Annotated in this window: 19 protein-coding genes, 1 tRNA gene and 2 pseudogenes; 2 read left to right on the plus strand and 20 right to left on the minus strand. The window is 42.4% G+C overall.

Annotation, left to right across the window (positions count from 1 at the left end):
• Positions 1-49: 49 nt before the first annotated feature.
• The 5 genes from V3C63_RS03985 to V3C63_RS04005 form a co-directional block, all read right to left on the minus strand.
• Positions 50-973 carry an RluA family pseudouridine synthase gene (locus V3C63_RS03985; protein ID WP_329886529.1) on the minus strand — a complete coding sequence of 308 codons (924 nt, stop codon included), beginning with the start codon at positions 971-973 and terminating at the stop codon, positions 50-52.
• 8 nt (positions 974-981) lie between these two features.
• On the minus strand, positions 982-1,755 hold the full coding sequence (locus V3C63_RS03990) for a YlmH/Sll1252 family protein (protein WP_329886530.1): 774 nt from the start codon (positions 1,753-1,755) through the stop codon (positions 982-984).
• A gap of 72 nt (positions 1,756-1,827) precedes the next feature.
• The gene (locus V3C63_RS03995; protein ID WP_329886531.1) at positions 1,828-2,307 is read right to left on the minus strand and encodes a cell division protein SepF; all 480 of its coding nucleotides are present in this window, start codon (positions 2,305-2,307) and stop codon (positions 1,828-1,830) included.
• A gap of 3 nt (positions 2,308-2,310) precedes the next feature.
• On the minus strand, positions 2,311-3,009 hold the full coding sequence (locus V3C63_RS04000) for a YggS family pyridoxal phosphate-dependent enzyme (protein ID WP_329886533.1): 699 nt from the start codon (positions 3,007-3,009) through the stop codon (positions 2,311-2,313).
• Between the two features lie 36 nt (positions 3,010-3,045).
• A complete protein-coding gene (locus tag V3C63_RS04005) occupies positions 3,046-4,068 on the minus strand; it encodes a hypothetical protein (protein ID WP_329886534.1) in 1,023 nt (340 codons plus the stop codon).
• Between the two features lie 773 nt (positions 4,069-4,841).
• Between V3C63_RS04005 and V3C63_RS11730 the strand changes: the two genes are divergently transcribed.
• Together V3C63_RS11730 and V3C63_RS11735 are read left to right on the plus strand one after the other, a co-directional pair.
• Positions 4,842-4,997 (plus strand): plasmid recombination protein, encoded by a 156-nt coding sequence (locus V3C63_RS11730; protein ID WP_425355346.1) that lies wholly within the window; start codon positions 4,842-4,844, stop codon positions 4,995-4,997.
• Between the two features lie 1,441 nt (positions 4,998-6,438).
• Positions 6,439-6,753, plus strand: a complete 315-nt coding sequence (locus tag V3C63_RS11735) for a TraM recognition domain-containing protein (protein ID WP_425355335.1) — start codon at positions 6,439-6,441, stop codon at positions 6,751-6,753.
• Here V3C63_RS11735 and V3C63_RS04015 read toward each other — a convergent pair.
• The 15 genes and pseudogenes from V3C63_RS04015 to V3C63_RS04085 all read right to left on the minus strand — a co-directional run bounded on the left by V3C63_RS04015 (position 6,746) and on the right by V3C63_RS04085 (position 20,779).
• Positions 6,746-6,822, minus strand: a tRNA-Pro gene (locus V3C63_RS04015). The two genes, V3C63_RS11735 and V3C63_RS04015, sit on opposite strands and share 8 nt — an antisense overlap.
• A 194-nt stretch (positions 6,823-7,016) precedes the next feature.
• Positions 7,017-7,471: pseudogene (gene tnpA / locus V3C63_RS04020) on the minus strand (IS200/IS605 family transposase).
• A complete protein-coding gene (locus tag V3C63_RS04025) occupies positions 7,419-9,242 on the minus strand; it encodes a recombinase family protein (RefSeq protein ID WP_329886536.1) in 1,824 nt (607 codons plus the stop codon). Before V3C63_RS04025 ends, tnpA begins: the two are co-directional and overlap by 53 nt.
• Before the next feature lie 250 nt (positions 9,243-9,492).
• Positions 9,493-9,876 carry a type II toxin-antitoxin system PemK/MazF family toxin gene (locus V3C63_RS04030; RefSeq protein ID WP_329886646.1) on the minus strand — a complete coding sequence of 128 codons (384 nt, stop codon included), beginning with the start codon at positions 9,874-9,876 and terminating at the stop codon, positions 9,493-9,495.
• Positions 9,875-10,012 (minus strand): annotated as a pseudogene (locus V3C63_RS04035) (type II toxin-antitoxin system PemK/MazF family toxin); the annotation flags it as partial. The gene V3C63_RS04030 and the pseudogene V3C63_RS04035, both read right to left, overlap by 2 nt.
• 600 nt (positions 10,013-10,612) lie before the next feature.
• A complete protein-coding gene (locus V3C63_RS04040) occupies positions 10,613-11,062 on the minus strand; it encodes an RNA polymerase sigma factor (protein WP_329886537.1) in 450 nt (149 codons plus the stop codon).
• A 717-nt stretch (positions 11,063-11,779) separates the two neighbouring features.
• Complete coding sequence (locus V3C63_RS04045; RefSeq protein WP_329886538.1) at positions 11,780-13,279, minus strand: ABC transporter ATP-binding protein; 1,500 nt, start codon at positions 13,277-13,279, stop codon at positions 11,780-11,782.
• 16 nt (positions 13,280-13,295) lie between these two features.
• Positions 13,296-14,024, minus strand: coding sequence for an energy-coupling factor transporter transmembrane component T (locus V3C63_RS04050; RefSeq protein WP_329886539.1), 729 nt, complete (start codon positions 14,022-14,024; stop codon positions 13,296-13,298).
• Positions 14,024-14,611, minus strand: coding sequence for an MptD family putative ECF transporter S component (locus V3C63_RS04055; protein ID WP_329886540.1), 588 nt, complete (start codon positions 14,609-14,611; stop codon positions 14,024-14,026). The genes V3C63_RS04050 and V3C63_RS04055 overlap by 1 nt, the downstream gene beginning before the upstream one ends.
• Positions 14,612-14,629: 18 nt before the next feature.
• Entirely contained in the window at positions 14,630-16,378 is a 1,749-nt protein-coding gene (locus V3C63_RS04060; RefSeq protein WP_329886541.1) for an ABC transporter ATP-binding protein, read from the minus strand.
• Positions 16,375-18,123 carry an ABC transporter ATP-binding protein gene (locus tag V3C63_RS04065; RefSeq protein WP_329886542.1) on the minus strand — a complete coding sequence of 583 codons (1,749 nt, stop codon included), beginning with the start codon at positions 18,121-18,123 and terminating at the stop codon, positions 16,375-16,377. The genes V3C63_RS04060 and V3C63_RS04065 overlap by 4 nt, the downstream gene beginning before the upstream one ends.
• 82 nt (positions 18,124-18,205) lie before the next feature.
• Positions 18,206-18,418 (minus strand): cysteine-rich KTR domain-containing protein, encoded by a 213-nt coding sequence (locus V3C63_RS04070; protein WP_329886543.1) that lies wholly within the window; start codon positions 18,416-18,418, stop codon positions 18,206-18,208.
• 22 nt (positions 18,419-18,440) lie between these two features.
• The gene (locus V3C63_RS04075; RefSeq protein ID WP_329886544.1) at positions 18,441-19,058 is read right to left on the minus strand and encodes a TetR/AcrR family transcriptional regulator; all 618 of its coding nucleotides are present in this window, start codon (positions 19,056-19,058) and stop codon (positions 18,441-18,443) included.
• 86 nt (positions 19,059-19,144) lie between these two features.
• On the minus strand, positions 19,145-19,849 hold the full coding sequence (locus V3C63_RS04080) for an alpha/beta hydrolase (protein WP_329886647.1): 705 nt from the start codon (positions 19,847-19,849) through the stop codon (positions 19,145-19,147).
• A gap of 450 nt (positions 19,850-20,299) precedes the next feature.
• Positions 20,300-20,779 carry a hypothetical protein gene (locus V3C63_RS04085; RefSeq protein ID WP_329886545.1) on the minus strand — a complete coding sequence of 160 codons (480 nt, stop codon included), beginning with the start codon at positions 20,777-20,779 and terminating at the stop codon, positions 20,300-20,302.
• Positions 20,780-20,786 lie beyond the last annotated feature (7 nt).

Here is a 20,786-nt window from a genome sequence, read left to right on the forward strand (position 1 = left end):
GGCGTATAAAAAACAACAGCTGCTGCCGAGCAACTGTTGTTTTTTAATCTTATCTTTTTAGACTTCCCTTCAATTGATTTAATACCTTTTGAAAAGTTTCGGGCAACGGGGCTTCAAACCGCATAAATGCTCCCGTCCGCGGATGGATAAAGCCAAGCTCCCGCGCGTGAAGCAATTGTCCGTCTGTCTCAAATGACAGATGCTTATCACCGCCATACACCGGATCGCCGACAATGGGATAACCAATGGCCCGCATATGCACCCGAATTTGATGGGTTCGGCCCGTTTCAAGCCGAAAAGCAACATATGTAAAATCGCCGAGTCGCTCAATCACTTCAAAATGTGTTACCGCTGATTTGCCGTTTTTGACCACCGCCATCCGGATTCGGTTAACCGGATGACGGCCTACCGGCATATCGACCGTGCCACTGTTCTCGGCAATATTTCCTTTAACCAGCGCCACATATTGCCGCACCATAGAATGATCTGCCAATTGTCCGGCTAAATGCCGATGGGCTAAATCGTTCTTAGCCACGACCAAAATCCCCGACGTATCTTTATCAATGCGATGAACAATTCCGGGACGATTGACCCCATTGATGCCAGACAAATCTTTGGTATGTGCCATCAGGGCATTCACAAGGGTCCCCGATTGCGTTCCTGGTGCCGGGTGCACCACCATTCCCGACGGCTTATTCACAACAATCACATCCCCATCTTCATAGATAATATCCAAATCAATCGCCTCCGGCATCACTTCATAGGGCACCGGATCCGGAATCTTGATGACGATTCGTTCGTTAGCTTTTAGTCGATATGCCGGCTTCTTTGTCATAAAATCAACTTGAATATCACCGTCAACAATCAATTCCTTTAAGTATTGTCTGGACAAATTCGGACAAATTTGAGCGCAGAGCACATCCAAACGCATATTTTTTTCTTCTTCACGCACATAATGTTCTTTTCGATTCATTGATCCTCTCAGATATAACGTTCGATTTTTATTCGCTGCTTGCCTTTTTTAGAAACGCCGACAAAATCCGACACTTTTGCCTTCCCCTTTCCCCGAAAAGAGATGATGTCTCCCGGCTTAATGGTCAGTTCCTTTTTGCTGATTTCACGATAATTGATCCGAAGCCTCTTCTGATAAATCGCCTCCGCGGCGCTTTGTCTTGAAATATCCCAAATACGATCGATCACGGCATCGATCCGAGGAGACGATACCGTGATGATTTTTTCTTCAAATTTGGACGCATAAGCTCTTATCTCCCGAGCCGGATAGAAAGACGGCATAATTTTTTTACCCCTTATCCGTGTGAAATTATTTTTTAGAAATAGGTAAATCTTTTCATGAAAAATCACCTGTGTTTCATCCCCGCCGATATGAATGTCGCCGATGCAGCTTCGCTCAATCCCAAGACTCATCAATTCCCCCAACACATGTCGGTGATTATATTCAAAATCGGCCGGGAACCGGGCGGCCATCATCGGCCATTCCAAAGCCTCCGATTTCTGAATCGTCTCAGACAGATAATCCGGGATGATACACAGCATCTTTCGCACAGCATCGTCAAATCCGCCGTACCAAAAATAATCAGTATGACTTTTTTTCAGAACATCTGTCATTTGCATTTGCAGCATTTCATCGTAAAAATCAAAAAAATGGAGATAATCCGGTTCAAGCGCTGCATCTTTTACCCGTTCCAGAATAATTTTCTCTTTTTTGGCTTTCTTGGCTTCAATTTGATTGTTCATCATATCTCGATAAATTACAAAAGAAAAACCGCAGGAAGAAACCCTGCGGCCTTTCGTTTGCACAGTCTTTATTTACTTGTCCGCATCGAAATCAAGAATCGGCGTCGAAATAAAATCGGAATCGCTGTTCTTTTCCATTTCTGTTGATACAGACACCTGTTTTGGCGCAAGAATGAAGACATTATCCGCAATTTTATTGATGGTGCCTTCTAATGCAAAAACCGCACCATTTAAAAAGTCAAAAATTTTCCGGCCGTCTTCGTATTCGGTATTCTTCAAATTGACAACAACCGTTTTATTCTGTTTGATTTTATTGACAATGCTCGGAGCGTCATCAAAAAATTCCGGACTTAACACCAAAACCTCGGCCGATCCCGTCAGCGGCGCAATCTTTCGGGGCGATGACTTTCGAACTGGTTCTGTTTCTTCGACATATTCATCCTCTACGCCGTCCAGCTCATCTTCATAAGCGTCTCTGTAATCATCTTCGTAATTTTCATCATCCATCCCAAAGACTTTTACGATTTTATCTTTAAATTTTTCGTTTGCCATCTTTTACTCCTCACACTGAAAAATTTTTCTACCGACCCGAACGCAAGTTGCGCCTTCTGCAATCGCGATCGGATAATCATTCGTCATCCCCATGGATAGGCAATCGATTTGATTTTCACCATTTTGATAAGTCATTTTTATTTTATCATACATTTCCTTCAATTGCCCAAATATTTTGTGGATTTCATTAGAATTTTCCGTCATCGGTCCCATGCACATCAAGCCTCGCAAATTGATATGTGAAAGCCGGGCGGCTTCTTCTGTCACCTTTGTCAGTTCATTGGCCGAAAATCCTGATTTTGTCACCTCTTCCGCCAAATTAAACTGCAATAGAATATTTGTCACCAAATTTTTCTTAGCACTTTCCTGCTCAATCTTTTTCAGCAACTTTAATGAGGAAACCGAATGGATCATAGCCACTTCACCGATCAAATATTTAACTTTATTGGTTTGCAAATGACCGATAAAATGCCAACGAATATCGCCTTTAATTTTCGGTTTCTTTTCTATTAAATCCTGAACGTGATTCTCACCTAGATCCGTGGCGCCCGCATCTACCACCGCCTGGGTTTCTGCAATCGTATGTTTCTTGGTTACCGCAATCAATCGCACTGAACCGGGCAACTGTCTTTGAACTTTTGTAACATTTCGCGCAATAATTTTTCGAAATTCTGAATCTGTTGCTTCCGACACAACGCGCATATAATCCCTTCTCTCTTATAACTTCTAAGTTGTTTTTTATGGATAAATCTTATAAGCCGTTCCCACCGCCAGATCCGGGTTTTCCACTACCCGCATGATGGCTTTTCCCTTTTCGTATTTATCAACTTTCACTTTCTGTAAACGGGTAAAATAGTTTTTTTTGAGGATCTTCAAATAGGTTTGCCCGGATTTTTTAACGATTGCACTCTGAGGAACCTCATAAGCGGTGTACGCCTGCAAATGAATATCCGTTTTGAGTGTGTTATCACCGGCAAAAACAGAAATATAATCTTTGAATAAAACAACCGCTATTTTTTGATTCCCATCATACATGACATCGACCAAATAGCAATCATAATTCTTCCCGTTTTTCTCAATGGTTAATTGCGGATATTGCCATAAGACATCTACCCGTTTAACCAGATAATCGTAATATTGGGCATTTTGCTTTTTCTCTTTTGTACCGACGATTTCCTTTTTTATAGCCAGCTTCATAGCCAGCGCCTGGGATTCACCGTCGATCAACTCATCACGATCGACAATAAAAGCAGCAAAAAGTCTATCGTTATCAACAATTTTTAGTGCTGGCTCGTTCTGCTGGTCAATCTTTGAAACATCATTGAGAAAACTGACATCAACATAGGGCAACGTACTTTCTCGAACGACTTTTTCCATGGTGTTCACCGTCCCATAAATATAACCCGTAGACAACATATCAAGTTTACCCAAAATAATGTCTCGTTTTCCAGTATTCTGAAGTGCTTCAAAAGCTTTTTTCTTCGCGATTAATTCCGATTTGGTCATCCCCATATAACTGGCGGAATTAACCAAAAAAACTTTACGTTCCTTCTGATCCTTTCCCATCTGACTGAAAATTTTATCCAATCCACGAAAATTGCTTTGCAACTGACCGACAATCGTCGGCCAATGTTTATATGCCTTTTCGCTTAAAATCCGATCGATCGTTTTAATTTGATTTTTAATATACGTCTGATCAACAATCTTTTTCGACTTCGTTAGAGCACTGTATCCATTGACTTTGCTTCCCTGGACATTCACCAGATCCTCAGCGCTAAAATTATTCAATTCGATATAATCGATGTTTTTAAAGAAATAGACCTTTGCATTGGTCTCATAAATATAGTCGGTTCTTTCAATCAGGCCGCTCTTGTTCCTCCGATAATGGAAGGCAACAAGCACGACCACAATTAAAAAAAAACGAGACCGATCTTAAGAACGCGTCTACGTTTGATTTTTCTCTTTTCTTTTCGTGCAACTTGACTCATTCGTTGTCATCCTTGTATAAATTAAAATGGTCTGAGTGAAAGGAATTGAACCTCCGGCCTCGTGAAAGCGCCTTCAGCGTGGAAACCGTCCAAATAGCGGAATTTACACAATCTTGCATGAAATAAATGCATTCTAAGAGTGCTATTTTCGCTCCCTTATCCCAAACTTACAAAAATTACTGTAAATATTTTGATATCTATAAAATTATATCAAAAATCAAATCATTGTCAATTATCGAGGAGAACAAAAAATGTTTATAGATTCAAAAATTTCCATCGTAAAAACTGAACAAATGGCCGACTAAATTTCGTGTTAGCTTTCGCAAAAAAGAAAAAATTCAAGCAAAATCAAAACTTTTAAACGTACTTTCATCGTATAAAACCTTAGATGAAGATTTAAAAAAAGAATTATCAGGCATTCATCAAGACATTCAAAATTTGAACGACAAAGCTTTAAAAGCTTTGCTAAGTGGATTGTCACCGCTCCGAAGGAGCTACCGGAAGACTTAGAACGCAAATTCTTTGAAGATACCTACGACTTCTTAAATCACCGCTACACAGGGGGAAGAAAATGTAATCTATGCGCAGGTACACAAAAACGAAAGCGAACAGCTCCACTCACATTATGGTTTTGTGCCGATAACCAGAGACGAAACCTCGAACCATGAAACCGAATTTAAGGTCTGCAAAAAGCCCATGTGAACCGAAAGGATTTGTTTAACTTCCACCAAAACTTACAAACTTACCTTAATGAAACCTTTGCCGCCGAGCCACTTGCCCCCACATCACCGCGGCCCAGGGCGGCAATCGCGCCGTCAGAGAATTAAAAGTTACGGCTACGGCGTTAAGCGGGAACGGGCTTACGCCATCAACCGCGAGAGGCGAGCTTTATGAAGCTATCACAAAAGGCTACGCTGGGGCCCTATGGCCTTTCTAATCTTATTTACAACCTACATGCGGCCTATCAAGCGGATACGGCACCGGCTTCGGACTACTTTGGCCGTCGTCCCATGCTAATATGCATTTGCCGCGGCTAAAGCCGGCTTAGTGATCTTCGCCGTTTTAGCTATCCTGTTTTGGATCATCTTAAAGCAGTTAATCGCCTACCGGCATTATTCCGGGCGCAGTTATACCGGCAATCTTTTGCGCCATGCTGGTATGCCATCCGGGCTATTCTCAACGGCGGCCAAAGCGAAACAAGATTATTTTGAGCGATAGAAGCCGCAGAGAAACGAGCGCGGCTGCTCGTTATTGCGATACAGGCGGCGAAACAAGAACCAATCGGCATCTTGTTCGGCAAAGATTAGCAAGATAATTACCGTTTTGACGCGGTCAAAAACTTATCTACCGCGCATGTCGCCGTGACCGGGCCAACCGAAACGGGTAAAACCCAATGCGTTTTACTGCCAACATTACGCGTTTAGCCAAGGAAATTCCACGTGTTCGCGCTTAATCTGTCCGAGGGCATCTCCCGTGCAAACATCCGGCAAAACGCCGCTTTCATCGGCCTTGAAAATGCGCAGGCCCGTTATCGCTTTGATGTATTTCGGAGAGATTTAAGAAAATCTTGCGCACGGCATCGCTTATCACACTGGAACAGCGCGCAACCGTTGTTGACGCGGTTAAAAGAATCGACTTTGCAATGATACCGAAAGCGTCAAAAAGCGACAGCGCCGGAAAATACTTCACCGATGCAAGCCGCGCTTTTTTAACCGAGGCACCATTGTCCGATGCATTCACCGAGAAAAGCTTTATTTCAGCATTAAAAAGCATTCGAAACACGTTTTGTTTTTTATGCGGGTGCCATCGAAAAGGCCGGACAACCGGAAGCTATCGGTCAAATCAGGCAATTTAAGGGGATCGATTCGGGGGATCAAAACGTCAGCAGCGCACATAACGAAACTCAAAAGGCAGCGGCCCTCTTTCTTGACAAGCCCATTTTAGCCAAAATCTTTTCAAAGCCGGATTTTGGGGAACCGGCGCAGATGCTTTCAATCTCGGGCATCAAGCACAAAGATATTTTTTATTAAGCTTTCGATGCAAAACGTGGAGGTTTACGCACCCGCTATCGCGATGATTTACGCGCAATTTTTTAATTACGTGTACGCCCGACCCATTAACCCCCGCGCCGATCCTGTGCCTGATGGATGAATTTGCATCCTTCGCGCGGCGCATTCCGGGGATTGAGAATGCTTTCAGAAACTTCCGGAAGTTCGGCGTTAGGCTTTTGATCTGCTTTCAAGGCTTCGCATCCTTGGACAAAGAGCTGGGTAAAGAGAACCGGACAATTATTCTCAATAACTCCTCCTTCATTGTGGAACACGAAAAGGAGGGCTTTTTTCTTCAAACCTTTAAGGTCTCCGGAACCACGCATCTAATGCGTGGTTTTCGGCATACAAAAATAAGGACTCTCAGCATTGCTGAAAGCCCCTCCTATTTCCCTAAACAAATGGTCTGAGTGAGAGGAATCGAACCTCCGGCCTCGTGAACCCCATTCACGCGCGCTACCAAACTGCGCCACACCCAGACAATATAATTATTATAGCGAAAAGTTTTTTCTAATTCAAGTCTTTTATCGTTTTTATTTCGTGTCAATGATTGTCCTGAAAGTCGCTCCTACCCGTAAAATGGTAGCTAGCGTAACGGGGAGCTATAAACCTTTTATGCCAGCCAGCGTCTCAAGGCGCTGGCTTTCACTTTGTTCAAGCTACACCACGCTTATTACTGGCTACCTCCCAAAGGGAAGTAACTCTTAAACGGATCTTCATATTTCTTCACGCTCCGTTTATCCTGAACGATATCGTTCTTTTCCTGATCGCGTATATATTTTCTGATGATTTTCTCATTTAATCCAACCGTACTGACTTAATAATCTACTGACCAAAAATGCCGTTTCCCAAATTTATACTTTAGATTTGCGTGCCTATCAAGCATCATTAATGCGCTCTTTCTTTTAAGATAACCCATAAATGAAGAAACGCTGATTTTTGATGGTATACTTACGAGCATATGAATATGATCTGACATAAGATGCTCTTTTATTATTTCAACACCCTTGTATGCACTCAACTGTTTAAGAATATTTCGTAGATCTGCCTTGTATTGATTGTAAATTATTTTCGTCTATGCTTTGGTGTAAACTCTATAGTAATCTGAATCACACATCCCTGTTTCAAGCGTTATTGGCTGAACAGCGTTCTTATCTATGTATTCGGCTGCGCCGAAAAGGCCCGTGTAGTCTTCGGAATTGCAGCCTTTAATGAAAATCTGACAGATGCGTTTGTCACCCTCCGTCGTAATGTATATTCTCTCCACAACGGTATTTATAAGCGTTACCAGTGTTTCCGGCTGTGCGTCTTTTGCATATTCTGCAAAGGATAGCAGTTTCTTTTTGATCGTATTTAATTCCTGGAACATAAACTGATTTCCAGCCTGAGCTTCCTCCATGCGATGAGGCGCCGCCCGGTTTTTCTCCAGCTCGGCAGACATTTCCTGAATATCTGCTTCGATATATTTTTGAAGTGCCTCATCAGCATTGCGCATATTCCGTACCTGATTGGCAATCGCTGTTTGCAGTGTTTCTATTATTTTTTGCGTGTTCCGGTATTCCATTTCACTTTGATCAGAGCGAATCAGGCGTTCCAGTTTGTCCTCAAACACGCGGCTGTAATATTCGCTTCGCTCTTCACTCAAGTTGGAAAGTTGCTCGACCACATATTCATCAAGAGTCACGCCTTCAACAGCCATAAAGGTACATTCATTTTTTCTAAATTCGGGACACACATATTTGAACCGCGGTTTTCCATTTGTCCAGCGATTGGATTCTGAGATGACCCGCAGCCGTTTCCCACAATGCGGGCAATACATCAGTCCGAAAAGCAGAGCGTTGGTCTTGCGATGTGGCCGATTGTACTTTTCGGCAATCGCATCCAATAGTTTCTGCGTTTTTATCCATTCCTTTGAGGAAATAAAACCTTCATGCTTCCCGACAGAAATAATCCATTCGCTGATCGGTTTAGGCGACAACAGCTGGGAGAACTTAGGATTAAAGAACGTGGAATCCTCATCCTCTATTTTACATTGATCTGTTTTGTTGTAAACGGAAAGGCCATGCTCTCCATCGAACTCCGAGAGTTCTCCGAAGATATTCCCGTCATGCTCAAGAAAATAGTTATATGCCTGTTCGTCTGCCGTGCAGTAAATTGGATTTTTAAGGATCAGTCTGATCGTTGAAGTTGTAAAGTTTGCCCCTTGTTTCGTTTTATATTCCTTATTGATCTCTTTTACTGTTTTCATAATCGATCTGGCGCGATGAAAGACGCGGTATATTTTCTGAACCAGGACTTTCTCATCCTCTATGCTGACAAGGAAACTGACCGCGCTTTTATTTTTCCCGCTTCCGGTTGATACGCGGTTTGATGTAAATCCGGTCGGAGTTGCACCTCCCAGCCAGCGCCCATCCTTGGCAGGCTCCATCAGATTGTCCTGGATACGTTCCGTAAGGATGTCCCGTTCAAATTCCGCGATGATGGCAAGTCCCTGAATAATAATTTTTGATGTGCCGATTTGTGTATTTATATTGTTTGAACAAACCAGCAGGGTTACGTCGTGTCGCTCGAAGTATTCCAACAATCTCATAAGATCAGAGGTCTTCCGGCTGACACGATCCAGCTTATAACAGGCAACGGCTTTTATCTTGCCCATTTCTATATCGCGCAAAAGCCGCTGAAAATCGGGGCGATCCGAATAATAGCCGCTCAATCCCTTATCTTCATATTTCAGGAACGGGTAATCTTCCGATAATGACAGTTGATTGACGGCATAACCGGAACTTTGTTTGAACCGTACTCCGATACTGTCCCCCTTGTTGGTAATGCGGGATTTCCTCGTATAAATGGCTACGCTGCGATTATCCTCTCCATTGATATTTCTTGCTTTCCTTTTCATCCGTATTGCCTCCTTTGTTGCAATGGCGGCAATTACACGCCGCACCTTTTACAGCGATTATATCGACGGTTTCTGTGCTGCTGCAAAGGTGCGATTTTCCTCCTGAAAGGCAGTAAGGATTGCCTTTAACTCCATCACTGTCCATACTGATATATCCTACAGCAAAAAATCCACACGTCTATCATCAAATTCATACATATACTTTTCGCTGTTTTTCCCGAAATGAAACACAGTTTCCATAAATCCTCCATCAATCTCTCGCTATCAGTTCATATTCATGGCCCATCCGATGATTGCAATAGGTGCAGGTATTGCGCTCCTGGTTTTCAGATGCCCGCGCAAGATCATACTTCCCACCCATACGAAAGTTATCCGCACACAGCTTGCATAAACACAGAACAAGATTTTGATGCGGCGGTTTGCTCAGGCCGATACTGACAACAAGAGCGCGATTCAATTCTCTTAAATGCTTCTCTTCCAGACTTCCCGCAAATTTCTCCAGCCGCTTTTTGTCCAACGTCCGTATCTGTTCCAGCAAAATGACTGAAGGCAGTTCCAGCCCATAATCGGTTCCAAATAAAGCAGTGGGTCGGCAGCTTTGCCCTCGCGTCAACCTTGCTTGTGATTGCGGCAACGACCACCGTAGGGCTGTGTTTATTCCCTATGTCATTTTGGATAATCACTACAGGACGGTAGCCCATCTGTTCTGATCCGACGCCTTGCCCCAGATCGGCAAAATAGATATCGCCTCGTTTATATGTCCGATTCATCTTCACACCTCCTCGAAATAGTAAAACGGCATATCATGCCTTCTATGTAAAGCCGGACAAAAGAACGCCTCAAAGCCGAAGGAAGTTTCACCCTCGTCTGTAGCGATTCCATTTGGCCGGCTATTTTCTCTTATTTGAGCTTATTTGTCCTCGACACCCCGGCTCATGGCGGGAAATCATCAAGCGGCTGACGGTGCATCAGCTCCACGGGAATCCCACCCCCGGCAGGATCTCTGTCGGCTGCCTTCATTGCGTGCGACGCCTCACGCCGGAACCGGCGCTGTACGTTCAAGCTGTGACTGAACAGGAGTATCTTTGACTCCATTGCCTATCGTGGCCGCGTCGGGAACCGCCCGACGCTTATAGCCGGCTGTTTACCGCTCTGTGCGAAAGGATGCAAGCCGGAAAATACTGTGTGGGTTTCCGCTGCTTTCCTCCGCACATCATGGCGCAGCCGCTAACGTGGCTCATGCTCATCGCAATAACAATGGGAATGTGCCTGATGAATGGGTATGCAGTTTTCAAAGAACAGGAGGGGAGTAGTCAGTTATAGAAAGACCTCTCACTCTATTTGCCGTTGAGTGAGAGGTCTGATAACCCTCATTTCAAAATTTCTTTCAGTTTTTTCAAAATGCGCTGTTTTTTCTTATGTACCGCATTCGGATATACCCCCAGTTCCTTTGCATAGTCGCGCTCCGTCCTGTCTTCATAGAACAGAGCATAAACAAGAGCATATTCCTCATCGGTCAGCTTTGTAAGTGCCAGACGCAGATCGTCTTCAGCCAGCCTGCGGAATACGGCATCCTCAACGCTTTCTCTGGTATCTTCAAATTGCCTGGCATTGTCAGTTATCAACCGATCCAGAGAATCTTCTCTGCTGGGAATGACTCGCTGTACAGTACCATCCTTTGCCAATATGATTCGCTCTGTCTTCAGATCTGTTTCGAAGTAACGCATTTTTCGGTCACCCTGCATATAGACCTGATAGACCTCCTCCGTTATCTCAATGAACTGACCATCGATCCATAGCTTTCTTTTCTCCTTATCCATCTTGCACCTCCGAATCGCACGAAAACCTTTAGGGTTCGTTTGAGTCGGAGGACTGCGGCAATGACGCTGCCGCTCTGAACGGAATATAGAAAAGCGCCTGCGATACAACAGAATATGCTGTAATGCAGGCGCATAGACGCCATCTATTTCATTATTATACTGAATTTTTGGTTCAGTATATGGCACATAATGATTCCACTTTATATGTGCGTTTTTTTTGAGAAGACTGACCGTTCAGTCAGCCAGAGGAAAAACTGCTGTTTCTAATGATCAGCACAGAGCACAGGTATGACCAGCGCATCGCAACCCCTCCTTCCAGTCTTTATTGGCGGAGCGGCTGCTCGTCTGTTCATCCTCTTATGAACCTGTATGCCACTTATAATTGAGCCTTCATGCCATTATCGCCATGAACTGAAATGGATAAATTATAAGCGGAGGTGAACTAACAGTGCGCAATTTACCTGAATCACCGGGAACAGCCCTCATCAACACCGCCCCTGAAAAGCAGCCATAAGGCTGTTTTTCTTCTTCGTTTTTTGTCCATATATAAAGCTGCTCCTTATGAAAATGAGCCGATGACCGCAGTCTTTCGACTGTCGATCATCGGCTCTGCGTCTCAGCGTCCGGCTCTTGGATGATAGTGTATTACTTGTTTCAGGCTGGTCATCGTTTCTTCCCAAACACCTGGAACAAATCTGACGTGTGCAGATTTATCTCTTAATAATCCTCAAAGGAAAAGAAACTTCGCAGCCGTTCCCGACTTATTCTGTTACAGCCGTCACTCCATAACACTTTTCCGTTTTCAATAAATACAAAGTAATTGCAACACTCAACAATCAATTCGGGATCGTGTGTAACTATAAAAATCGTTTTTCCCATCAAGCTCAATTTTTGCAGATTTTCGGCTACTTTTTTCATATGGCAATAATCTAATCCACTTGTAGGTTCATCAAAGACAATGACTTGTCTATCAGATGCAATCGCGCTGGCAATCGCTACCCGCTGTTTCTGCCCTCCGGATAACGACATCGGATGGGCATCCCTAAATTCTGAAACATGCAGGCTTTCCATAATGTTTTCTACTTCAAGCGCCGCTTTCTCTTCGTCCAAATTATCCAGACTAAGCAAAATTTCATCCTTTACGCTTTCTGTAAAAAGCTGATGATTTACATCCTGCATAACCATATAACAAGTCTTAATTCTTTGATTGGCCATATAAGTTTGTCCGTCCATGCTCATACTGCCTTTTGCAGTTTTGAGTAATCCGCATAGGTTATGGGCAAAAGTCGTTTTGCCGGCGCCATTGTTGCCGACTACTCCAACCACCGCACCTTGCGGAATCATCAAATCTGATATATCCAGCACCTTTCGCTTTTTCTTCTGCCCATCGGAAGTATTTTTATAAGAGGCTTCAAAGTCCCTGATATATAGCTGCTTTGTCGCACACACCACACTCTGCATTTTACTAAAACCTTCGGACTGCAAGGCTCTAAGACCCAGCGCGTGCAATTCATCCGTAGATTTCTTTTTGAAGTCGGAGATGGAAAGATTTTCTTTTATTTGTCCGTCCCGCATGTACAGAACATGATCTGCAATATCCATCAGGTAGTACAGGCGATGTTCCGCAATTACAATTGTTTTCCCGCATGCTTTCCATTCTCGCAATACGTTTTTTAATTCTCTGATTGATTTAATATCCAAATTGGAAGATGGCTCATCCAATACAAATACATCTGGCTCCATTGCTGATACAGACGCACAGGCAATTTTCTGTTTTTCACCGCCGGATAGTGCAAAAAGACTCCGATTTAGCGAATCTTCAATTTTTAATGCACTCACGATTTTGTCTATCCGTAAATTGATTTCATCTGAGTCAATTGCTAAATTCTCGCATCCAAACGCAATTTCGCTGGTAGTATCCACCGTAAAAAACTGTGTCCTTGGATTCTGGAATACGGAACCAACAACGCCTGATAAAGCATAAAGAGACACATTTTTTACATCTATCCCGTTCACGATTGTTTGCCCGGTAAGCGTTCCCTCATAATAATGTGGAATTAACCCATTGATTAAACGTGTGAGGCTTGTCTTTCCGCAGCCGGATTCTCCACAGATCAAAACGACCTCTCCGTCATGGATTTTCAAATTTATATTTTCGATTTTCCCTTTGGAACTGCCTTGCTCATATTGAAAGGACACATCCTTAAATTCTATCATTTCATTTCAGCCCTCCTCAAAAAAGCAGGAATACCAATAGCGCGGCAGTAATCATGATCATCATCACAAAATCTTTCCAATGGAAACCGATCTTGCAAATGCTTGTACGCTTTTTGCCGTTTCCTAATCCCCTTGTCAAAGCTGCCGCAGACAGGTCATTCCCTATCGTTACTACGGACATCATGAGAGGAACAATCCGATATTCTAATATTGATTGGGGATTTCTGAAAAAATTTTTCCCTGTCATTCCTCTCATACGCATAGCGTTACCGATAGATTCCGCTTCTTCGGAAATTGTAGGGAAAAACCGGAACATAACAGAAAACGGGATAATGAATGCTTCTGGTATATGCATACGCTGCATGGCAAAGACAAATTCACTAACCTTGGTAGTTGAAAGAAGATAGTAGCCCATCATGGCACTCGGAAACCATCTTGTTCCAAATTGCGCCAACAGCGATATTATAATTGTTCCTATCAGTCCCATATACGGAACAAGAAACATGTTCACCGTCCATGAAACAACAAAAACAATCAGATAGATGATGGCAACCTTTTTCCTACTGCCCGAAAGCAAAAGGAAGAAGGGTATCAATGCCAGAATCGGCTTTAACCAGAAACTAATACCGTCCGTTTTTCCGTCAATCATTACAATACTGAATATTACCAGCATATATAGCTTTGTTCTTGGGTCAAGCCAGAAACGCCGCTCCGAATCAACTGACAGTAATAATTCTGGTTTCATTAAACAATGCCCGCCTTTACAAAATGCTTCTTCAAAATTGCCTTGCCCAAATACGCGCCGATCACTCCGCCAACGATGCCTAAAACAATGACTACCGGAAGCATCCAGTTAGCAGTAAGGCCCATAACGGCATTGATGTATTCGTCCGTACCTCCCTTGCTTCTGTACGCCTCAAAGAAAGTATCTCTCATAATCCACATAGGCAGCATGGAGCCGATTACCCATTCGGTGAACACGCAATATCCCAACACAGTATGCTTCCAACTTTTATATGCGCCAGCTTTGAAGATCAAATCTGCCAGGAATCCAAATACAATTCCGAAGGGAATGGAAATCCAGCTTTGTCCCATCAGAAAGCAGAGGACACTGACCAGCGTACCCATAATAGTAGCCGCGCCAAATTTTCCTGTCTTTGTCAAAAACAGCATAAATGGAATGCCACCCAGTATTCCCAACACCAATGGAATGATAACTGCAAAGATAGGAATGTAACCCAGCATACCCGTGATAAAGAACATCACAAAGTAGATGACCGTAAAGATACCGATGTTGATAAAGTCTTTTGCGTTCAATTTTTTCTTGTCCATTGTAGGAACTCCTTTCTTTTATGCAAAGTTGTTTGCTTTGATTTTCCAACCGATAGCTTTTTCTCTCATGCCAACAAAATCCGCATAAATACCAGATTGCTTGATAAGCTCGTCATGCGTGCCTTGCTGAGAGATTTTACCCCGGTCGATAACGATGATTTGATTCGCATTTTTTACGGTTTTTAACCGATGGGCGATCATAATAATTGTTTTTCCCTGAGTCAGTGCTTCAATCGCCTTCTGAAGCTCTGCCTCATTTTCGGGATCGACATTTGCTGTGGCCTCATCAAGAATAATAATGGGCGCGTCTTTCATAATCGCTCTTGCAATAGAAATCCTCTGCTTTTCACCCCCGGAAATGGTTGCGCCGCTTTCTCCAATTACAGTCTGGTAGCCCTCCGGCAATGCTGAAATGAAGTCATGACACCTTGCCGCCTTTGCTGCCTTCACTACATCTTCATGGGTAGCGTTAGGAGAACCGAATTTAATATTGTTCTCAATCGTATCCGGAAACAAATACACATTCTGGAATACCATGCTGATGTTTTTCATTAAGCTGTCCAGCTTGTAATCTTTGACATCAATGCCACCGATACGGACACTTCCGTTGTCAACATCCCAAAAGCGTGCAATCAGATTTACCAGTGTTGTTTTTCCAGATCCGGACGGACCGACAATCGCCGTGGTGGTTCCCTGCGGAATGGTGAGGGATACATGGTCGATCACTTTTTTATCCCCGTAAGAAAAGCTTACATCCTGCATTTCAATATCCAACCGATCTGGACTCTGCTCTTTGCCATCAATATCAATCTGGGGGCTTTGATTGATTTCCTCTACACGGTCAATAGAAGCATCAATCATGGAAAGCATAAAAAACATTTCCCCAGCACTTTCCAACTGGCTATATACCATGAATGCCGATACTAAAATTATCAAGCAATACGTTAATTCCAATGTGCCGTTTATGAAAAGAACAATAGAGCAGAATGCGGCGACAGCACTGGCAATCCGAAGAACAACCTGCTCGGCAGCTATATAAGGAATTCGACGCCTTTCAGTAAGCTGGTTTTTCTTCTGTGTTTCATCAATTGCTTTTTCCAGCGTGGTATTTGATTGCTTTGCCAGATGAAATGCCCGCACAACGCCCATCCCCTGTATGTATTCCAGTACGGCATCCATAAATTCTGTCTGTGCCTCTAACCTTTTTGGAGATAATTTTTTGGAGCAACGCAGGAGCATTGTGTTAATTACCATGAACAAAATTACGCCAGTTAAAAAAATCAAACTAATCTTCCAGCTGAAATAGCACATGGCAACAGAAAAGATACTGGCGTGGATTACACCCACCAAAGTCCGCACGATGATAGCAAAGGACATACTTTCAAGGTCACTCATGGTCGCTGTTGAAACGGATGTAAGATTGCCCAGACTATGGCTGTTGAAATAGCCCATCGGCATATATTTCATACGGTTGCCAATTTGAATCCTCTTGTCTTCACACATTCGGTAGCTGCCTTCGCCTTCCTTGCCATGCGCCAGATACCAGAAAATAATGGTGCCGATCACACTGACTAACATAATACCAAAGGAAAGCAGGGCGGTCTGTGCGGTAATATTACTACGAACTAATCCATCCAAAACCACCAGAAGGGCGGCAAATTGCAGAGCTTCTAAAATACAGCGTATGATTTCATAAAAGAGTCCCAAATACCAATTTCGGCTCTGCCGACCCGCAAATTCAAAGAATTTTCGAAAAGAACGTATCATGCTGTTTTCACCTCCTTTGCATCCATGTGAGCTGTCCACATCGTATGATAAAGACTGCACTCTTTTAATAATTCCTCGTGCGTTCCTTTTGCCTGAATTGTCCCATCCTTCACAACAACAATCTGGTCGGAATCCGTTATCGTTGACAGGCGGTGCGCAATTACAATCAATGTTTTACCCTTTGTCAGTCGGCTGATGGCCTCCTGTATTACCGCTTCATTTTCCGGGTCAGTATAGGAAGTTGCTTCATCAAGAATCACAATTGGGGCGTTTTTTAGCATAGCTCTGGCAATCGCGATTCTCTGGCGTTCTCCACCGGATAAATGCCCTCCGGCACCGCCAACCACAGTTTCATATCCATGCTCAAGATTCATGATAAACTCGTGACATCCAGAAGCTTTTGCAATCTGCTCCACTTCGGAATCGCTTGCTTCTGGCTTGCCCATACGAATATTGTTACGCACTGTATTGTTAAACAGATAATTGTCCTGCGACACATAGGAAATCAAATTGTTCAATTGATCAGTAGAAATTTCTTTTACGCTTTTATCACCAATCGTAATCAGTCCCCCGGTCGCATCCCAAAAGGACGCAATCAATTTTGCAATCGTTGATTTTCCGCTGCCGGACGGTCCTACAAAAGCTGTCATCTTCCCCTGTGGAATTGTCAGATCAATTCCTTTCAAGACCTCTTTTTCCTCGTATGCAAAATGAACATTTTCCAAAGAAATATCAAGGTTTTGCAAATCACATTTTTCCACTGGCCGGACAAGTTCTGGCTGGTTTAATATACCGTCAATCTCGCCCATTACAGTACCTATTTTTGCAATATCATCGGTAAAGAACATTGCGGCTACAAGTGGGCCAGCAATTCCCAACGATAGGATAGTTACCGTAATAAAGGTGGCAGCTGACAGCGAACCATTCATGTAAAACAAGCACCCAACGGGAAGTACAGTAATCAGCGCCGCAGGCCATACACTCATCATAACCGCAGAATATTTTTGTGTATCTCTCATCCAGTCTAAAATCAGGTCTGCATTTGCATGGACAGCATTTGTAAATTTTTGATAGGAATTATCTGCCTGATTAAACGCCTTAATGACTTCAATACCGCCGATGTATTCTACCGTTGTTGCACTCATATGATTTCCGGCTTTTACAACTTCTCCATACTTCTTGGGATATTCTTTCATCATTCCCATGTAACACACCATTCCAACAGGAATGGTAATCAGCGATACTAACGCCATTCTCCAGTCCAACATGAACAGATAAACAATGATTGCAATCGGTACGAGAAGATTTGAAGTCATTTCCGGGATTACATGAGCAAGCGGAACTTCTAACTGTTCAATCCGCTCCACCATACCGTTTTTTAACTGGCCGGACGGGGTATTGAGAATATAGCCCATAGGCACTCTGGTAAGTTTTGAAGCAATTTTCCGTCTTGCCTCCGACAGCACTTCAAAGGTTGCTTCATGGGATGCTCTTGTAGAAATTCCCATCAATATTGCTTTTAGGACAAAGCAGCCGCCAGAAATCAGACACCATATCATGTAAAATGATAAATCCCGATTCCCAGAGAGTAATTCGATCGTCATTCTGGCTGTTGAAAAATAAGGAACAATACCAAAGGCAACTGCAAGCACAGCAAGAATAACGGAAACGATGTAGCCAGTTTTATGCGGCCGGGCAAACTCTACCAGTCTGCCAACTGAATTTCCTCCCTGTGATTGATTCATATAAACCCTCCATTGTTAGTATTAGCTAACCAATATTTAAAAAAATAAGCCGACAATCTGTTATGTGATTTACATAAACAAATTATCGGCTCTGCGTCTTGGCGTCTGGCACTACTGATAATCGTATTTTCATGTTGTCAACATCTACCAAACATTCTCGTTTGCATTTCGGACAAAATATTGGAAAGTTCTTCAATGAAGTGTCTGTCCGTATTTTTGTACGTGTTCTGCACTTGCAAAAAGGACAGTGTATCCATCCTCTTTCGTCCACACAAAAATCTACGGTTTTCTGCATTTATTTCACACCTTCTTTTCATCTATTTCTGATAGTATTCTTTCCATCCGTTCCCATAAAAGATACGTAACTCCTTGATATATTTTTTTGCTTCTTCCATGGGCATATCGTGAATCACCACTTCAAAAATCCCAGCATAAAAAGCGCTTGAAACAACATGTAAAAAACCATCTGTAACTCGTCCTTCTGCCATTGCTTTGCTTCCAGTTTGAATCAGGAATTTCTTTGTACAGCTTGTATCCAATTCTACTAACTCTTCTAAAAAATCCTGATAATAATTTCCTGGTGCTCCAGTAATCAGTAATCTAAATTCGGGAAAGTATTTATAGATGTAGGCAATCACAGCTTCAAACCCATGATCTGAATGTTCCATAAATTTTTTTTCCTGCTCGTGTCCTTTCAAAGAAGAAAAGTCACTTAATAATTGCCTCAGCAATTCAATCAGCCCCTTCGCCGCTGGTTCCACAAGAAAACGAAATAATCCCTCCTTATCTGAGTACCGTGTGTATATTGTGCTGGTACTGACACCTGCATTTTGAGCAATCGTTCGTATCGATGCTTCAGTGTAACCTTTTTCTAGAAATTCTTTTTTCGCACATAGTAAAATTTTTTCATCAAATTCTTCTATCCTTCTTGCCACTATTCTTCCTTCCTCATGTAAAACAACGTTTCTATAACATCGTTTTTAATACGTTGTTTTAAATATAGCACACTTGTTTTGCATTTTCAAGACTTTCTATCACTATTTCCACCACTTCCTTCTATAAAATAATATATATCCTCTGCTACATATTCCCAATCTGGATCCAACATCATATCATGACAAATATTTGCATAAATAATTATTTTTGCTCCTACGCGTTTGCCCGCATCTATTCCTACAGAAATTGGCATACATTGATCATCTAAAGAACTTAAGATTAATGTTTTGCTCCAATCATAATTACTCGGAATATTCCTTCTCACTATCAAAAATTCTATTTGCTTTGTTTCTTTCTCGAATTTTTCTATATACTGCTCCAATTTGTTGTCATCCAATCGATCAGAAAAGTAAAATCGTTTTTTATTTCTAAATATATTATGGACATTTATAACAAAAGTTCTCCTAATCTGCTTTACAAAGGGTCCTGGAGTCAAAAAAATAATACCGTTTAACTTCGGAGAATATTTGACAATGTATCTCTCCAAAATTGCTGCCCCTAACGAATGAGAGACTATATATAATTCTCCTTCAAGTTTTTCTATCACTTCATTCAAATATTGTATGTATTCTTCAACTTTAGTTTTTTTAGATTTACCTTTAAAATCAATAGACTCTACATTAATTTTTCTTTCCAAAAAGTACGGAACAAAATTTTCCTCCCAGCACCATGCTCCATGATAAGCACCATGTATGAAGACTATTGTCTTTCTATTTTCTTCATTATTTATGCGTTATTGAACAAAACCCCATAAAACCCCTTCACATTCTAATATTCTCATATTGAACTTTTTTCTTTACGGTCAGCGGATTGACTTGTCCAAATTTTGTGCCGCCCATGTTTTATAATATTTGATATGCTTATGTTATTGGAAAATCGAAATCTTAGGCAATCAAGGTTTTTGATTCGAAGACAGCAGGTAAAAATGCCTCCGACCATACTTAACAGAGGACTTCATACTCCTCGGAACACAGACTTTAACTATATAAGGGACTGCAAAGCAACAGCCCCTTATAAAAATCATATTATTTGTTTTCTTTTTTCATTTACATATTCTTGAATAGCATCACGTACATACTAAGCCGTTCCTTCCCCGAATTTGTCTAAATTATTTTTGAATTCTTTACTATATTCTCAAATCACTATATTCAATGAGACAATGCGAAAGCTTCGGGACATGCTAAAAAACCAGCACGACGATTCCGGCGACAATCGCCGCACCGGCAACCCAAATCAGCGTAAGAACGCCTCGCTTTTTCAACACTTGCTTCCAGCTCTGAACAAATGGCAGTCCTTCGCATCCTGGCAGTATCCAAAACCTGCTGTGTCCTACCCATATTTTGTCAATCACGATACCGTCATACCAGTTCATCACCTCTAAAAACAACAATGCCAGCAGATAAGCTGTCTTGAAATCCGATACCCTATGCCACACACCGATGATAAGCACAAGTGCAGCCAACATGACCATGCAGAATTCTGTCATGAAGATCTTCTGTTTGCGCCGCATCACTTCTTTTGTGGTCAGGCCTATTTCAATGGCTCGATCCTGTACAGTCTTCGGATAAAAATACAGCCCGTCGATCGCTCCGCCTCTCACAGCATATCTCACCATTATGGTAAATAAAAGGCAGTACAAGGCTAATTCCAATACAGTCATAATTTCA

The organism is Pseudoramibacter faecis, assembly GCF_036289405.1.
GTDB lineage: Bacteria > Bacillota > Clostridia > Eubacteriales > Eubacteriaceae > Pseudoramibacter > Pseudoramibacter faecis.

Excerpts from the sequence above, each read along its gene's own strand:
- V3C63_RS04055 (WP_329886540.1), bottom strand. The coding sequence starts at position 14,611 with ATGGACAAGAAAAAATTGAACGCAAAAGACTTTATCAACATCGGTATC.
- V3C63_RS04025 (WP_329886536.1), bottom strand. The coding sequence starts at position 9,242 with ATGAAAAGGAAAGCAAGAAATATCAATGGAGAGGATAATCGCAGCGTA.
- V3C63_RS04050 (WP_329886539.1), bottom strand. The coding sequence starts at position 14,024 with ATGAAACCAGAATTATTACTGTCAGTTGATTCGGAGCGGCGTTTCTGG.
- V3C63_RS04065 (WP_329886542.1), bottom strand. The coding sequence starts at position 18,123 with ATGAATCAATCACAGGGAGGAAATTCAGTTGGCAGACTGGTAGAGTTT.
- V3C63_RS04060 (WP_329886541.1), bottom strand. The coding sequence starts at position 16,378 with ATGATACGTTCTTTTCGAAAATTCTTTGAATTTGCGGGTCGGCAGAGC.
- V3C63_RS04070 (WP_329886543.1), bottom strand. The coding sequence starts at position 18,418 with ATGCAGAAAACCGTAGATTTTTGTGTGGACGAAAGAGGATGGATACAC.
- V3C63_RS04000 (WP_329886533.1), bottom strand. The coding sequence starts at position 3,009 with ATGCGCGTTGTGTCGGAAGCAACAGATTCAGAATTTCGAAAAATTATT.
- V3C63_RS11735 (WP_425355335.1), top strand. The coding sequence starts at position 6,439 with ATGGATGAATTTGCATCCTTCGCGCGGCGCATTCCGGGGATTGAGAAT.
- V3C63_RS04085 (WP_329886545.1), bottom strand. The coding sequence starts at position 20,779 with ATGACTGTATTGGAATTAGCCTTGTACTGCCTTTTATTTACCATAATG.
- V3C63_RS04045 (WP_329886538.1), bottom strand. The coding sequence starts at position 13,279 with ATGATAGAATTTAAGGATGTGTCCTTTCAATATGAGCAAGGCAGTTCC.
- V3C63_RS03990 (WP_329886530.1), bottom strand. The coding sequence starts at position 1,755 with ATGAACAATCAAATTGAAGCCAAGAAAGCCAAAAAAGAGAAAATTATT.
- V3C63_RS04040 (WP_329886537.1), bottom strand. The coding sequence starts at position 11,062 with ATGGATAAGGAGAAAAGAAAGCTATGGATCGATGGTCAGTTCATTGAG.
- V3C63_RS03995 (WP_329886531.1), bottom strand. The coding sequence starts at position 2,307 with ATGGCAAACGAAAAATTTAAAGATAAAATCGTAAAAGTCTTTGGGATG.
- V3C63_RS03985 (WP_329886529.1), bottom strand. The coding sequence starts at position 973 with ATGAATCGAAAAGAACATTATGTGCGTGAAGAAGAAAAAAATATGCGT.